The sequence below is a fragment of the Streptacidiphilus jeojiense genome (genome assembly GCF_000719095.1).
In the GTDB taxonomy this organism is placed as follows: domain Bacteria; phylum Actinomycetota; class Actinomycetes; order Streptomycetales; family Streptomycetaceae; genus Streptacidiphilus; species Streptacidiphilus jeojiensis.
This window is the reverse complement of the sequence record NZ_JOEH01000008.1, coordinates 57,992-70,741: the sequence shown is the minus strand read 5'-3', so window position 1 is coordinate 70,741 and position 12,750 is coordinate 57,992. Positions and strand designations below refer to the sequence as shown.

Annotated in this window: 11 protein-coding genes; 8 read left to right on the top strand and 3 right to left on the bottom strand. The window is 72.9% G+C overall.

Annotation, left to right across the window (positions count from 1 at the left end):
• Window positions 1-5 precede the first annotated feature (5 nt).
• Complete coding sequence (gene pip / locus IF29_RS0111420; RefSeq protein ID WP_030253037.1) at window positions 6-965, bottom strand: prolyl aminopeptidase; 960 nt, start codon at window positions 963-965, stop codon at window positions 6-8.
• Between the two features lie 45 nt (window positions 966-1,010).
• On the opposite strand from pip, the gene IF29_RS0111415 reads away from it, so the two are divergent.
• From IF29_RS0111415 to IF29_RS0111380, 8 genes are all read left to right on the top strand, one after another.
• The gene (locus IF29_RS0111415; protein ID WP_030253034.1) at window positions 1,011-1,487 is read left to right on the top strand and encodes a MarR family winged helix-turn-helix transcriptional regulator; all 477 of its coding nucleotides are present in this window, start codon (window positions 1,011-1,013) and stop codon (window positions 1,485-1,487) included.
• Window positions 1,488-1,645: 158 nt separating this feature from the next.
• Entirely contained in the window at window positions 1,646-3,262 is a 1,617-nt protein-coding gene (gene efeU / locus IF29_RS46810) for an iron uptake transporter permease EfeU (protein WP_198037404.1), read from the top strand.
• Window positions 3,263-3,340: 78 nt separating this feature from the next.
• Entirely contained in the window at window positions 3,341-4,567 is a 1,227-nt protein-coding gene (gene efeO, locus IF29_RS0111405) for an iron uptake system protein EfeO (protein ID WP_198037402.1), read from the top strand.
• A 111-nt stretch (window positions 4,568-4,678) separates the two neighbouring features.
• Window positions 4,679-5,968: an iron uptake transporter deferrochelatase/peroxidase subunit gene (efeB, locus tag IF29_RS0111400; RefSeq protein ID WP_030253023.1), complete on the top strand. Its 1,290-nt coding sequence runs from the start codon at window positions 4,679-4,681 to the stop codon at window positions 5,966-5,968.
• 113 nt (window positions 5,969-6,081) lie between these two features.
• On the top strand, window positions 6,082-8,232 hold the full coding sequence (locus tag IF29_RS0111395) for a SpoIIE family protein phosphatase (protein ID WP_051725189.1): 2,151 nt from the start codon (window positions 6,082-6,084) through the stop codon (window positions 8,230-8,232).
• Window positions 8,233-8,343: 111 nt separating this feature from the next.
• Window positions 8,344-8,775, top strand: a complete 432-nt coding sequence (locus tag IF29_RS0111390; RefSeq protein ID WP_030253019.1) for a GntR family transcriptional regulator — start codon at window positions 8,344-8,346, stop codon at window positions 8,773-8,775.
• Window positions 8,772-9,743 carry an ABC transporter ATP-binding protein gene (locus IF29_RS0111385; RefSeq protein ID WP_037594937.1) on the top strand — a complete coding sequence of 324 codons (972 nt, stop codon included), beginning with the start codon at window positions 8,772-8,774 and terminating at the stop codon, window positions 9,741-9,743. Before IF29_RS0111390 ends, IF29_RS0111385 begins: the two co-directional genes overlap by 4 nt.
• Window positions 9,740-10,738 carry an ABC transporter permease gene (locus IF29_RS0111380; protein WP_030253015.1) on the top strand — a complete coding sequence of 333 codons (999 nt, stop codon included), beginning with the start codon at window positions 9,740-9,742 and terminating at the stop codon, window positions 10,736-10,738. The genes IF29_RS0111385 and IF29_RS0111380 overlap by 4 nt, the downstream gene beginning before the upstream one ends.
• Window positions 10,739-10,811: 73 nt before the next feature.
• Here the strand turns inward: IF29_RS0111380 and IF29_RS0111375 are convergent, their stop codons facing one another.
• On the bottom strand, window positions 10,812-11,759 hold the full coding sequence (locus IF29_RS0111375; protein ID WP_030253013.1) for an SDR family NAD(P)-dependent oxidoreductase: 948 nt from the start codon (window positions 11,757-11,759) through the stop codon (window positions 10,812-10,814).
• A 32-nt stretch (window positions 11,760-11,791) separates the two neighbouring features.
• A complete protein-coding gene (locus IF29_RS0111370) occupies window positions 11,792-12,679 on the bottom strand; it encodes an SDR family NAD(P)-dependent oxidoreductase (RefSeq protein WP_030253012.1) in 888 nt (295 codons plus the stop codon).
• Window positions 12,680-12,750 lie beyond the last annotated feature (71 nt).

Here is a 12,750-nt window from a genome sequence, read left to right as displayed (position 1 = left end):
CCGGCTCAGGTCGGCGGGCGGAAGCGGTCGGTGGCGGCGAGCACGGCCGCGGTGGTGTCCGTCGACAGTCCGTGTCCCTCCGCGTCGACGAGGACGAGTTCGGCGTCCGGCCAGGCCTGGGCCAGGTGCCAGGCGACGTCCGGGGGGCCGCTGATGTCCAGGCGGCCGTGGACCATCACGCCGGGGATGCCCGCCAGCTTCCCGGCGTCGCGCAGCAGCGCGCCGTCCTCCAGGAAGGCGGCGTGCCGCCAGTAGTGGGTGACCAGGCGGGCGAAGCGCATGCGGAAGCGCGGGTCCTGGTAGCGGGGGTCGGGCCGGTGGCCCGGGTGGGTGGACACATGCACGTCCTCCCAGCGGCACCACTCCCGGGCCGCCCGCTCGCGCACCGCCGGGTCGGGGGAGGCGAGCATCCGGGCGTAGGCCTGCACCAGGCTGCCGTCCCGCTGCTCGGCCGGTACGGTGTCGCGGAACTGGGCCCACCCTTCGGGGAAGACCCGTCCCATCTCCCGGGTCACCCACTCGACTTCGCGGCGGGTGGTGTTGGTGACGCTGAAGAGCACCAGTTCGCTGACGCGTCCGGGGTGCTGCTCGGCGTAGGCCAGGGCGAGGGTCACGCCCCAGGAGCCGCCGAGAACCAGCCAGGCGTCGATGCCGAGGTGCTGCCGCAGCTGCTCGATGTCGGCCAGCAGGTGCCCGGTGGTGTTGGCGGCGAGCGAGGTCTGCGGATCGGCGGCGTCCGGGGTGCTGCGTCCGCAGCCGCGCTGGTCCAGCAGGACGATGCGGTAGGCCGCCGGGTCGAACAGCCGGCGCCAGAACGGCCCCGCGCCGGAGCCCGGTCCGCCGTGCAGCACCAGGGCGGGCTTGCCCGCGGGATTCCCGCAGGTCTCCCAGTACACCCGGTTGCCGTCGCCGACGTCGAGCATGCCGTGGTCGTACGGCTCGACGGGTGGATAGAGCTCGGCCATGGGACGTCCCCTCCTGATATCTAACAGTGCTGTTAGATTAACGCCATGAGGAACCTCCCGGACCCGGTCGCCGTCGGTACCCTGCTCCGTCATGTGCTCGAACTGCTGGACGGGGACGTGGCCAAGGTCTACGAGGAGCAGGGCCTGACGGAGTACCGGCCGCGCTTCTCCCCGGTCGTCCGGGCGCTGCTGGCCGAGGGCCAGCTCGCGGTCCGCGAGCTGGCGGCGGCGGTGGGCGTCACCCACTCCGCCGCCAGCCAGACTGCGGCGCAGATGGCCCGGGCCGGCCTGGTCACCCACAGCCCCGACCCGCAGGACGCGCGCCGCCGGCTGATCAGGCTCACCCCGAAGGCCCGGGCGCTGCTGCCGCAGATCCAGGCGGAGTGGGACGCCACGGTGGCGGCCATGGCGGAGCTGGACACGGAGCTCTCGATGCCGCTGGCGGAGCTGCTGACCGAGGTGGCGGAGGCGGTGGGGCGCCGACCGTTCCGGCAGCGGATCGCGGCGGCCCACCGGCCCTGAGGGCCCGTCACCGCAGCGCCGACTCGGCGGAAGGCCGGGGAGGGCCGGGGCGGGACGGCTGGGAGGGGTCGGCCGGGGGAGGGGTCTGGCGGGCAAGCTAAGGTGTGCCTAACCTAATGGAGTCGGACTCCCCTCGTCGGACGGAGCTGGTCGGTCAGATGCTGCCTACGTTTGTGATCGGCCTGCGCGAGGGCCTGGAGGCGGCCCTCATCGTCGGCATCATCGCCGCCTTCCTCAAGCAGCAGGGCCGGCGCGACCTGCTGCGCTGGGTCTACGGCGGGGTCGGCGCGGCCGTGCTGCTCTGCCTCGGGGTCGGCATCGCCCTGAAGGTGGTCTCCTCCAACCTGCCGCAGAAGCAGCAGGAGGGGCTGGAGACGGTGGTCGGGGTGCTGGCCGTCGGCATGGTGACCTACATGGTCGTCTGGATGCGGCGTCACTCCCGGGAGCTGAAGGCCGATCTGGAGGGTCTGGCCGCAGCCGCGATCGGGGACGGCGGCAGCCGGGCCGGTCGGGCGATGGTGCTGATGGCCTTCCTCGCGGTGCTGCGCGAGGGCTTCGAGACGGTGGTCTTCCTGCTCGCCGCGTTCAACGAGAGCGGCAACACCGCCGACGCGGCGGGCGGCGCACTGGCCGGCATAGCCGTGGCCGTGGTGCTCGGCTGGCTGATCTACCGGGGCGGCGTCCGGCTCAACCTGTCGAAGTTCTTCCGGGCCACCGGCCTGGTGCTGGTCCTGGTCGCGGCGGGGCTGGTGGTCAACGCCCTGCACACCGCGCACGAGGCCGGATGGCTGAACGCGGGTCAGGGCACCACGGTGGACCTGACCTGGCTGGTGCAGCCCGGCTCGGTGCAGTCCGCGCTGCTGACCGGGATGCTCGGCATCCAGCAGCATCCGGTGGTGGTCGAGGTGGCCGGCTGGCTCGCCTACCTGGTGCCGGTCGGGCTGTACGTGGCCTGGCCGCCCAGCCGTCCGGTCTCGCGCCGTACCATGCTGCGGGTCTGGTCGGCGGTGGCCGGCGCCGCGCTGGTCGCCGTGGCCGCCCTGGCCGTCACGCTGCCGGGCCACCCGGTCCGCAATCCGGTGACCGCGGCCGGGGCGCTGACCGCCGGCCTCACCGGTACGCGCGGGGCGACCGCGACCGTGCGCACCACCCCGGTCAGCCCGGCCGCGGCGGTGGGCGGCACCGGCTCCGTGCAGTCGTCGACGACGCTGACCTTGCACCGCACCGGCTCGGCGCAGCGTGACGGGGTGTCCGTCGACGTCTACACCGGCACCCACCCCGGCACCGCGGCCGCCGGGCGGCCGGCCACGCTCACCTTCGAGCAGGCCGCCGCGTCGAACGGGGGCCGGTTGCCGCTCGGGGTGGTCCCGCAGGGCGCCTCGGCCGCGAGCGGCTCGGTGCGGGTCCAGTACGCCGACACCGACGAACTGACGGTCTGGGTGGAGCCGGGAACCGGCCGGGTGCTCGACCTGAACTGGACCGAGACGGTCCGGGCGACCCTGGTCGGCACCCAGGTCGGCGCGGTGCCGCTGGACAGTCCGGTGGCCAGTGGCAAGCAGGCCTTCCCGGAGGCAACAGTGGCCGCGGCCGCCGCTGCGGCCCGGCACGACCTGCAGCAGCGGACCGACCGCTCGGACCGGCTCACCGACCTCTGGCTGGCCGCCATCGTCGCCGTAGTGGCGCTGGCCGGCGCGGGCCTGACGGCGGCCGCCGCGCGGCAGCAGCGGGAGGCGGCCTCGGTACAGACCCCCGCCCCCCTCCCCACAGTCGGATAGGTTAGGCTAACCTAAATATCCGTGCGGGGTTCCTCGCGTCCCAGCCGTCCATGCCAGTTTCCCTGCCAGGAGCCTGAGTTGTCCCTTTTCTCCGCCGTGAACCGCCGACGCGGAACGGCCGCCGCCGCCACGACCGTCACCGTGCTCGCGCTCGCGGGCGGACTCACCGCCTGCGGCAGCTCCAGCGGCAGCAAGTCCGCTGACGCCGCGTCCCCCGCCGGCTCGGCCTCCGCCACGGCCGCCGTCGACCCGCACAAGGCGGACGTCACCATCACCGCGGCGGACGGCTGCTCGGTGAACCAGAAGGCCTTCGCGGCCGGCGCGATCACCTTCTCCATCAGCAACAAGGACGCCGCCGCCGTCAGCGAGGTCGAACTCCTCAGCGGCCAGCGGATCGTGGGCGAGAAGGAGAACCTGCCGCCCGGCTTCTCCGGCACCTTCGCGGTCAGCGTGGACGCCGGCAGCTACACCCTCTACTGCCCCGGCGCCGCGAACGAGAACACCACCCTGACCGTCACCGGCAAGGCCGCCACCTCCGGCGACGGCAGCGTGGACGCCCTGCTGGCCCAGGGCACCAAGGAGTACGCGGCCTACGTCACCAACCAGGTCGGCTACCTGGTGCAGAGCAGCGAGGCGCTGCAGAAGGCGCTCCAGGGCACCGATCTGGCGGCGGCTCAGCAGGCGTACATGAAGGCCCGTCCGTACTACGAGAAGATCGAGCCGGTCGCCGAGTCCTTCACCGTCGGCAAGGACAACCTGGACGCCGACATCGACGCCCGCACCGGCGACGTCCCCGCCGCGCAGTGGGAGGGCTTCCACCGGATCGAGCAGGGGCTGTTCCAGACCAAGAGCCTGAAGGGTCTCAGCAGCTACGCCGACGGCCTGGTCGCCAACGTCAAGAAGCTCCAGACGCTGACCACCGGCCTCAGCTACAAGCCCTTCGAGCTGGCCAACGGCGCCCAGGAGCTGCTGGACGAGGTCGCCAGCAGCAAGATCACCGGCGAGGAGGAGCGCTACTCGCACATCGACCTGCTGGACTTCCAGGCCAACGACGAGGGCGCCGAGCAGGCCTTCGCCTCGCTGCAGCCCGCGCTGTCGAAGATCGACCCGGCGCTGACCACCTCCATCTCCAGCGCCTTCACCGCGCTGGACAAGCTGGTGGACACCTACCGCACCGGCGCCAACGCCTCCGGCTTCCAGCTCTACACGGCACTGACCAACGCCGACAAGCAGAAGCTGGCGGCCGCGGTGAAGGCCGTGCAGGAGCCGCTGTCGCAGGTGGCCAGCAAGGTCGCCAGCAGCTGATCCGGCGTCAACACCGAAGCAGCGCAGCAGGCAGCATCGCAGTACGCAGCACAGTCCCAGCAGAGCCAGACACCGACACCGGACACAGAGAACGCCGCCGAGGGTGAACCGATGAGTGAGAAGCCAGTGACCAGCCGACGGAACCTGCTCGGCGGCGCGCTCACCGCCGCGGGCGCAGTGGCGGCCGGAGGGGTCGGTTTCGGCATCGCGCACGCGACCGACTCCCCGTCCGCCGGCTCGGACGCCACCAAGGCCAAGGCCACCGCGGCCAAGGCGGCCTCGGACCAGGTGCCGTTCTTCGGCGCGCACCAGGCCGGCATAGCCACCCCCGCCCAGGACCGGCTCGCCTTTGCCGCCTTCGACATCACAAGCACCGACGCGCAGGCGGTGCAGGTGATGCTCGGCACCTGGGCCGCGGCCGCCGCGCAGATGTCCAAGGGCCTGCTGATCGGTCCGGTCGAGAACACCCCCTCCGCGCCGCCGATCGACACCGGCGAGGCGTACGGGCTGGGCGCGGCCAACCTGACGGTGACCGTAGGCTTCGGGCCGAGCTTCTTCGACGACCGCTTCGGCCTGGCCAAGTTCCGGCCCGCCGCGCTGGCCGACCTGCCCACCCTGCCCGGCGACGGCTCGATCGACCCGACCCGCAGCGGCGGCGACCTGTGCGTGCAGGCCTGCGCCGACGACCCCACCGTGGCCTTCCACGTGATCCGCAACTTCGCCCGGCTGGCGCGCGGCACCGCCGTCATGAAGTGGTCCCAGCTCGGCTTCGGCCGCACCTCGTCCACCTCCACCGAGCAGCAGACCGAGCGCAACCTGATGGGCTTCAAGGACGGCACCCGCAACATCAAGGCGCAGAGCACGCCCGACCTGGACGACTACGTCTGGGTCGGCGAGGAGACCGACCAGAGCTGGATGAAGGGCGGCAGCTACCTGGTGGCCCGGCGGATCCGGATGCTGGTCGAGTCCTGGGACACCGACTACCTCACCGACCAGGAGAACGTGTTCGGCCGCTACAAGACCAGCGGCGCGCCGCTGGGCGGCAAGGACGAGTTCGACACCCCGGACCTGACCGCCAAGGACCCGCAGGGCCAGCCGGTGATCCCGCTCAACGCCCACATCCGGCTGGCCGCCCCGGAGACCAACAACGGCCAGAAGATCCTGCGGCGCGGCTACTCCTACACCGACGGCATCGACTCGACCACCGGACTGCTGGACGCCGGCCTGTTCTTCATCGCCTACCAGAAGGACCCGCGCAAGCAGTTCGTGCCGATCCAGACCCGGCTGGGCCAGCAGGACAACCTCAACGAGTACATCCGGCACACCAGCAGCGCGCTGTTCGCCGTCCCGCCGGGTCTGACCGCCTCCGGCGACTGGTGGGGCAAGTCGCTGTTCGGCTGAGGCCGGGCCGTCCCGCGGTTCCGGGCGACGCCCGGAGCCCGGCTTGATAACGTGCGGCCCGTGCACCACCCTGACAGGGGGTGGTGCGAGCCGACAGGAGCTGGTGAACCGGGATGGACGCCGAGAGGCCCGATGCCGGTTCGCGCGGGGCGGGTGAGGCGGACGACGCCGACCGCAGGGTCGTGGAGTGGGCCTTCGCCCAGTCGCCGGTCACCATGACGGTCTTTGACACCCAGCTGCGCTACTGGCGCGTCAACGAGGCCTCGGGCGACATCATCGGCGTCGGCGAGGCGGAGGTCAGGGGCCTTCCCTTCATCGCCTCGGTGCCCGAGAACGAGGCGTCCGAGGGGTACCTGCAGCATCTGCGCCAAGTGGTCGAGACGGGCGTCCCGGTCAGCTACGAGACCGTCATCAAGCTGCGCTCCGCGCCCCGGGAGTACGCGCGGACCAGCTGGATGTGGCCGGTGCGCGACCCCTCCGGGGCGGTCTGCGCCGTCGCCATCGCCGCCTTCGACAGCAGCGAGCAGCACTGGGCCCGGCAGCGGCTGGCCCTGCTCAACGAGGCCGGCACCTCCCTCGGCACCTCGCTGGACGTGGAACTGACCGGTGTCGAGCTCGCCCGTTTGGCGGTGCCCCGCTTCGCCGACTTCGTCACCGTGGACCTGCTGGAGGACGTGCTCAGAGGGGCGGAACCGGTTCCGGGCGCGGTCCAGGGCCAGGTGGCGCTGCGCCGGGTCGCGCACGAGTCGGTGGACGCCGGGGTCCCGGAGGCCGTCGTCGAGCTGGGCACGGTCGACACCTACCCGCCGTTCGCCCCGGCGGCGCGGGCGCTGGCCGGCGGCCGTCCGGTGCTCAGCGGGCCGGGGGAGCCGGACCACGAGCGCTGGCTGGCCCAGGACGAGGTCCGCTCCGCCACGGCGCGGCGGTTCAAGCTGCGCTGGTTCCTGGCCGTCCCGCTGCGCGCCCGCGGACTCACCCTCGGCGTGGTGGTCTTCATCCGCCGCGAGTCGCACGACCCGTTCGACGCGGAGGAGGTGCTGCTGGCCGAGGAGCTGGCGACCCGTGCCGCGCTGTGCGTGGACAACGCCCGCCGGTACACCCGCGAGCACGCCACGGCGCTGGCGCTGCAGCGCAATCTGCTGCCGTCCGGGCTGCCGGCGCAGGCCGCGGTGGAGGTCACCTCCCGCTACCTGCCCGCCGACGCCAGCGCCGGGGTCGGCGGCGACTGGTTCGACGTGATCGCGCTGTCCGGGACCCGGGTGGCGCTGGTGGTCGGGGACGTGGTCGGGCACGGGATCAACGCCTCGGCCACCATGGGGCGGCTGCGCACCGCCGTGCGCACGCTGGCCGACGTCGACCTGCCCCCCGACGAACTGCTGGTCCACCTGGACGACCTGGTGGCGCACCTCGGCGCGGAGGAGGACTCCCCGTGGACCGAGGCCGGCGGCGGCCAGGAGCAGAGCGGGACCGCGGTGACCGGCGCCACCTGCCTGTACGCGGTATACGATCCGGTCTCCGGCCGCTGCACGGTGGCCAGCGCCGGGCATCCGGCGCCGGTGCTGCTGAGGCCCGGCGGCACCGCCGAGGTGGTCCGGATCTCGCCCGGGCCGCCGCTGGGCGTCGGCGGCCTGCCCTTCGAGGCCACCGAGCTGGACCTGCCCGAGGGAAGCCTGCTGGCGCTGTACACCGACGGGCTGGTCGAGTCGCGTCGGCGCGACCTGGACGCCGGCGTGGAGCTGATGTGCCGCGCCCTGGCGGCTCCGTCTCGCTCGCTGGACGCCACCTGCGACACCATCTTCACCGGCCTGCTCGACGAGCACCCCGCCGACGACGCGGCGCTGCTGGTCGCCCGCACCCGGCTGCTGGGCGCCGGCCAGGTGGCGACGCTGGACGTCGCGCACGACCCGGCGCAGGTCGCCGAGGCCCGCAAGTGGGCCGGGGCGACGCTCGCCGGATGGGGCCTGGACGACGCGGCCTTCGTCACCGAACTGGTCGTCAGCGAGCTGGTCACCAACGCCATCCGCTACGGCCAGGGGCCGGTGCAGCTGCGGCTGATCCGCGACCGCACGCTGATCTGCGAGGTCTCCGACGCCAGCAACACCGCCCCGCACCTGCGCCGCGCCCGCACCCTGGACGAGGGCGGCCGCGGCCTGCTGCTGGTCGCCCAGCTGACCCAGGGCTGGGGCACCCGGCAGACCGCGCTGGGCAAGACCATCTGGGCGGAGCAGCAGCTGCCCGCCGGTGCGTCGCCGACCGCCGACTGAGCCGACCGCCGACCGCCGACTGAGCGGCTCGAAGGAATCCTTTGACAGGGCTGTGCCCTGTCCTCCATCATCATTCCACTAACTGAGTAGCTAAAGGGTGGTGATGAGCGAGTGGAGTTCCGCATCGACCGGCGGAGCGGGATCGCCGCCTACCAGCAGATCGTGCAGCAGACCAGACAGGCGCTGCGGCTGGGCGTGCTGCTGCCGGGCGACCGGCTGCCGACGGCCAAGGAGGTCGCCGAGACCTGCGCGGTCAACCCGAACACGACCCTCAAGGCGTACCGGGAGCTGGAGCGGGAGGGCCTGGTCGAACCGCGACCGGGCCTGGGCACCTTCGTGCTGCGCTCGCTGGCCCGCCCCCAGGCGGCGGCCGACGGGCCGCTGCGCGGGGAGCTGGACGCGTGGGTGACCAGGGCGCGCGAGGCCGGCCTGGAGCGGGAGGACGTGGCCGCACTGGTCGCGTCGGTGCTGGAGGAGCGGTTCACCGGAACCACGGTGGCCGCCGCACAAGGAGAGGCGCTGGACATGAGGGGACAGGGATGAACGGCAACGGGGCGGGCTACGGGGATCCGGGCGAACCGGGTGAACCGGGGGACGGCACCGCGATAGCGGCGTACGGGATCGGAAAGAAGTACCGGCGCGGTTGGGCACTGCGGGACTGCTCCTTCCGGCTGCCGGCCGGCCGGATCTGCGGACTGGTCGGCCCCAACGGCGCCGGAAAGACCACGCTGCTGGGGATCGCCGGCAATCTGCTGGAGCCGACGACCGGCACCCTGCGGGTGTTCGGCGAGGCCCCGGAGTCCGAGGGGGCCAACCGCCGCACCGCGTTCCTGGCCCAGGAGAAGCCGCTGTTCCGCCGCTTCACCGTCGAGGAGACCCTGCGCCTGGGCCGCGAGCTCAACCCCGGCTGGGACCAGCGGGCCGCCGAGGACATCGTCCGTGCCGGCAACGTGCCGATGGCGGCACGGATCGGCACGCTCTCCGGCGGCCAGCGCACCCGGGTCGCCTTCGCGCTGGCCTTCGGCAAGCGCCCCGACCTGCTGATCCTGGACGAGCCGATGTCCGACCTGGACCCGCTGGTGCGCCACGAGATGATGGGCACCCTGCTGGCCGAGGCCACCGAGCACGGCACCACCGTGCTGATGTCCACCCACATGCTCTCCGAGCTGGAGAACGTCTGCGACTACCTGGTGGTCATCGCCGAGGGCGGACTGCGGCTGGCCGGCGAGGTCGACGACCTGCTGGAGTCCCACGCCCTGCTCACCGGCGCCCACGTCGACGGGCAGCTGCCGGCCAACCTGGCCCACCACACCGTGGTCGAGACCCGCACCAGCGGACGGCAGTTCACCGCCCTGGTGCGCCCGGGCCCGGACGGCCTGGACGGCGGCGCCTGGCAGGCCGAGACCCCCAACCTGGAGGAACTCCTGCTCGGCTACCTGCGCTCGCCGCAAGCCGCACCGCTGCTCACCCCGAGCGCCCGGATCGACGACGTCCAGGCGGTGGCGGCATGAGCACCCTGACCAGCGTCCCGGCCCCGACCGGCGCCGCCGGGCCTGCCCGCGGGCTGCGGCTCGGCGGCATGAACTGGCTCGTCTGGCGCCAGCACCGGGCCGCCTTCTGGACCCTGCTGGCCGCCACCGTGGCGGGCGTCCTGCTGATCGCCTACGAGCGCACGCAGTTGATGAGCTACCTGGACACCCAGGGTTGGCCCCACCTCAAGGACGGCTGGGACCAGCACCTCGACACCAGCGCGATGGACCGGATCAGCCTCGCGCTGGGGCTGGCCCCCGTGGTCATCGGCGTCTTCCTGGGCGCGCCGCTGCTCGCCAACGACCTGGAGACCGGCACCGCCAAACTGGTCAACACCCAGTCCAGCAGCCGGGTCCGATGGCTCGTCACCAAACTGGGCATCACCGTGGCGGTGACCGTGCTCTGCACCACCGCGCTCTCGCTGGCCTTCGGCTGGTGGTGGGCACCGCTCAAGCACCTGACCTCGGGGCCCAGTTGGGACTCCAGCACGGTCTTCGACAACACCGGCCCGGTGCCGGTGGCGCTGACCCTGTTCACCGTGGTCGGCGGGGTGGCGATCGGCATGCTGCTGCGCCGGACCCTGATGGCGATGGTGGTCACCTTCGGCTTCGGCGTCGCGACCCAGATCGCCTGGGCCTACGAGCGGATGTCGCTCGGCCACATCCAGGTCGCCACCAGCCACAACGGCGTGCTCGCCGACAACTCCTTCCCGGTGCTGCCCGGAAGCGCCCATATGATCGACCAGTTCTACCTCACCGCGTCCGGCGACTACATCGGCTACGGCAACTGCCACGAGATGACGGCATCGGCGACCAACGCCTGCCTGGACCAGAAGCACGTCGTCGGCTGGGCGGTCACCTACCTCAACCAGAGCCAGATGCCCGGCATGCAGTGGCTCGGCGCAGGAATCCTGCTCGCGCTGACCGCCGCCCTCGCGGCCTTCATCCTGCTCTGGGGGCGCAAGCGCCTGGTCTGAGGGGCGCGAGGCCGCGAGGCCGCGACGGCGCGGGGGTGCGACGGCGCGGGGGTGCCGGCAGGGAGGCTGCGGTTCAGCCCGCGGCGGCCAGCAGGTCCTCGGACAGCGTCCACAACCGCCGGGCGCCGTCCGGGTCCAGGGCGTAGCGGGCCACGCCCTGGAGGTTGCCGGTGCGCCGGTCGACGGTGGCGGCCTCGTTGCAGTCGACGAAGTAGCGTCCGCCGATGCCGTCGAGCAGGGGCGAGGTGGCCAGCAGGACGGAGGTGGCCGCGCCCTGCTCGACGGTCTTGATGAGCTCGGCGGGGACCCTGCCGCTGCCGCGGCCGCCGGTGTGCCGCTGGAGGTTGGTGTAGATGGCGCCGGGCATCAGGGCGTTGGCGGTGACGCCGTCGGCCTGCCAGCGGCGGGTGGCCTCCACCGCGAACAGGACGCCGGCGGTCTTGGACTGGCCGTAGGCGAGCCAGGGGTCGTAGGGCCGGAAGGCGAAGTTGACGTCGTCGAAGACCACCGGGGAGATCTGGTGGCCGCTGGAGCTGACGACCACGATCCGGGCGCCGCCGCCCGCCGCGGCCAGGGCCGGGTGCAGGGCGGTGGCCAGGGCGAAGTGGCCGAGGTGGTTGGTGGCGAACTGCAGCTCCCAGCCCTGCCGGGTGTACTGCTCGGGGCTGGCCATCACCCCGGCGTTGTTCACCAGGATGTGCAGCGGGCCCCGCCAGGAGGCCCCGAACGCGGCGGCCGACGCCGGGTCGGTGAGGTCCAGCGGGGCGACGTGCACGTGCGGGTTGCCGGTGCTCGCGACGATGTCCTTGGCCGCGGCCTCGCCCGCGTCGGTGTCGCGGACGGCCAGGGTGACCTCGGCGCCGGTACCCGCCAGGGCCCGGGCGGTCTCGGTGCCGAGGCCGGAGGACGCGCCGGTGACCACGGCCCGACGGCCGGTCAGGTCGATGCCCGCGGCAACCTCAGCGGCGGTGCTGGCGAAGCCGAACGGCGTGGTGACGGCGGGCGTGGTGGCGATGGTCATGCGGGACTCCTTTTTGCGGTGGAACGGACGGTTCAGGGGACGAGCAGTCGGTCCTGCGCGGTCGGGGGCGTGCCGTCGGGCCAGGGCAGGACCTTGCCGGAGCGGACCAGTTCGCCGTACAGCTCGGGGTCGGCTCCCTCGGCGAACACCAGGTCGAGCACGGCGCGGGCGGCCTCGGCCGGGGTCCGGGCCTGGCTGTAGTCCGCGAACCAGGGCCGTGAGGTGGCGGTGTCGACCATGCCCGGGCAGACCGCCGCGACCAGCGTCCCGGCGGCCAGATCGCGGTCGCGGCGCTCGGCCGCCACCGCGCGTACGGCTGCGACCTGGGCCACCTTGGAGGGCACGTTCAGCCAGAGCGGCCAGCCCTGCTCCTGCGCGGTGCCGGCGTGCACGGCGCTGCGCCAGGACTCCACCGCGTACTCGACCTGGTCCAGGGAGGCGCCGTCGAAGCGCGGACGCAGCCTTGCGTCCAGGTGGCCGAGCGTCCCCAGCGAGCTGGCCACCACGATCAGCCGGCCGCCGGGCCGCAGCACCGGCCCGAACGAGCGCAGCACCGCGTGGGTGCCGCCGTTGGCGACGTCGATGAACTCGTCGGCCTGGGCGGCCTGCGAGCGGTCCGGGAGGAGCCGGGCGACCGCGTTGGAGATCACCACGTCGACCCCGCCATGACGCAGCTTCAGCTCCGCGGCCAGCGCGGCCACCGCCTCGGCGTCGGCGACGTCGAGCACCCGCCCCTCCACCCGGCTGCGGGTGCCGGGCTCGCGGGCGACCTCGGCGGCGGCCCGGTCGACCCGCCCGGCGTCACGGCCGGTGAGCAGGACCAGGTCCTGCGGATTTGACCGGGCGGCCAGACCCTCGACCAGCGCGCGGCCCAGCCCCTGGTTGGCCCCGGTCACCAGGGCAATGCGTGGAGTGTTCATGATCCCCACGCTAGGGACATTCCAGGCATGAGACCAGCGAAAGTTAGGCACACCTGGTATGCGTATACGTC

Excerpts from the sequence above, each read along its gene's own strand:
- efeB (WP_030253023.1), top strand. The coding sequence starts at position 4,679 with ATGAGTGAGAAGCCAGTGACCAGCCGACGGAACCTGCTCGGCGGCGCG.
- IF29_RS0111395 (WP_051725189.1), top strand. The coding sequence starts at position 6,082 with ATGGACGCCGAGAGGCCCGATGCCGGTTCGCGCGGGGCGGGTGAGGCG.
- pip (WP_030253037.1), bottom strand. The coding sequence starts at position 965 with ATGGCCGAGCTCTATCCACCCGTCGAGCCGTACGACCACGGCATGCTC.
- IF29_RS0111375 (WP_030253013.1), bottom strand. The coding sequence starts at position 11,759 with ATGACCATCGCCACCACGCCCGCCGTCACCACGCCGTTCGGCTTCGCC.
- IF29_RS0111385 (WP_037594937.1), top strand. The coding sequence starts at position 8,772 with ATGAACGGCAACGGGGCGGGCTACGGGGATCCGGGCGAACCGGGTGAA.
- IF29_RS0111415 (WP_030253034.1), top strand. The coding sequence starts at position 1,011 with ATGAGGAACCTCCCGGACCCGGTCGCCGTCGGTACCCTGCTCCGTCAT.
- IF29_RS0111370 (WP_030253012.1), bottom strand. The coding sequence starts at position 12,679 with ATGAACACTCCACGCATTGCCCTGGTGACCGGGGCCAACCAGGGGCTG.
- efeU (WP_198037404.1), top strand. The coding sequence starts at position 1,646 with ATGCTGCCTACGTTTGTGATCGGCCTGCGCGAGGGCCTGGAGGCGGCC.
- IF29_RS0111380 (WP_030253015.1), top strand. The coding sequence starts at position 9,740 with ATGAGCACCCTGACCAGCGTCCCGGCCCCGACCGGCGCCGCCGGGCCT.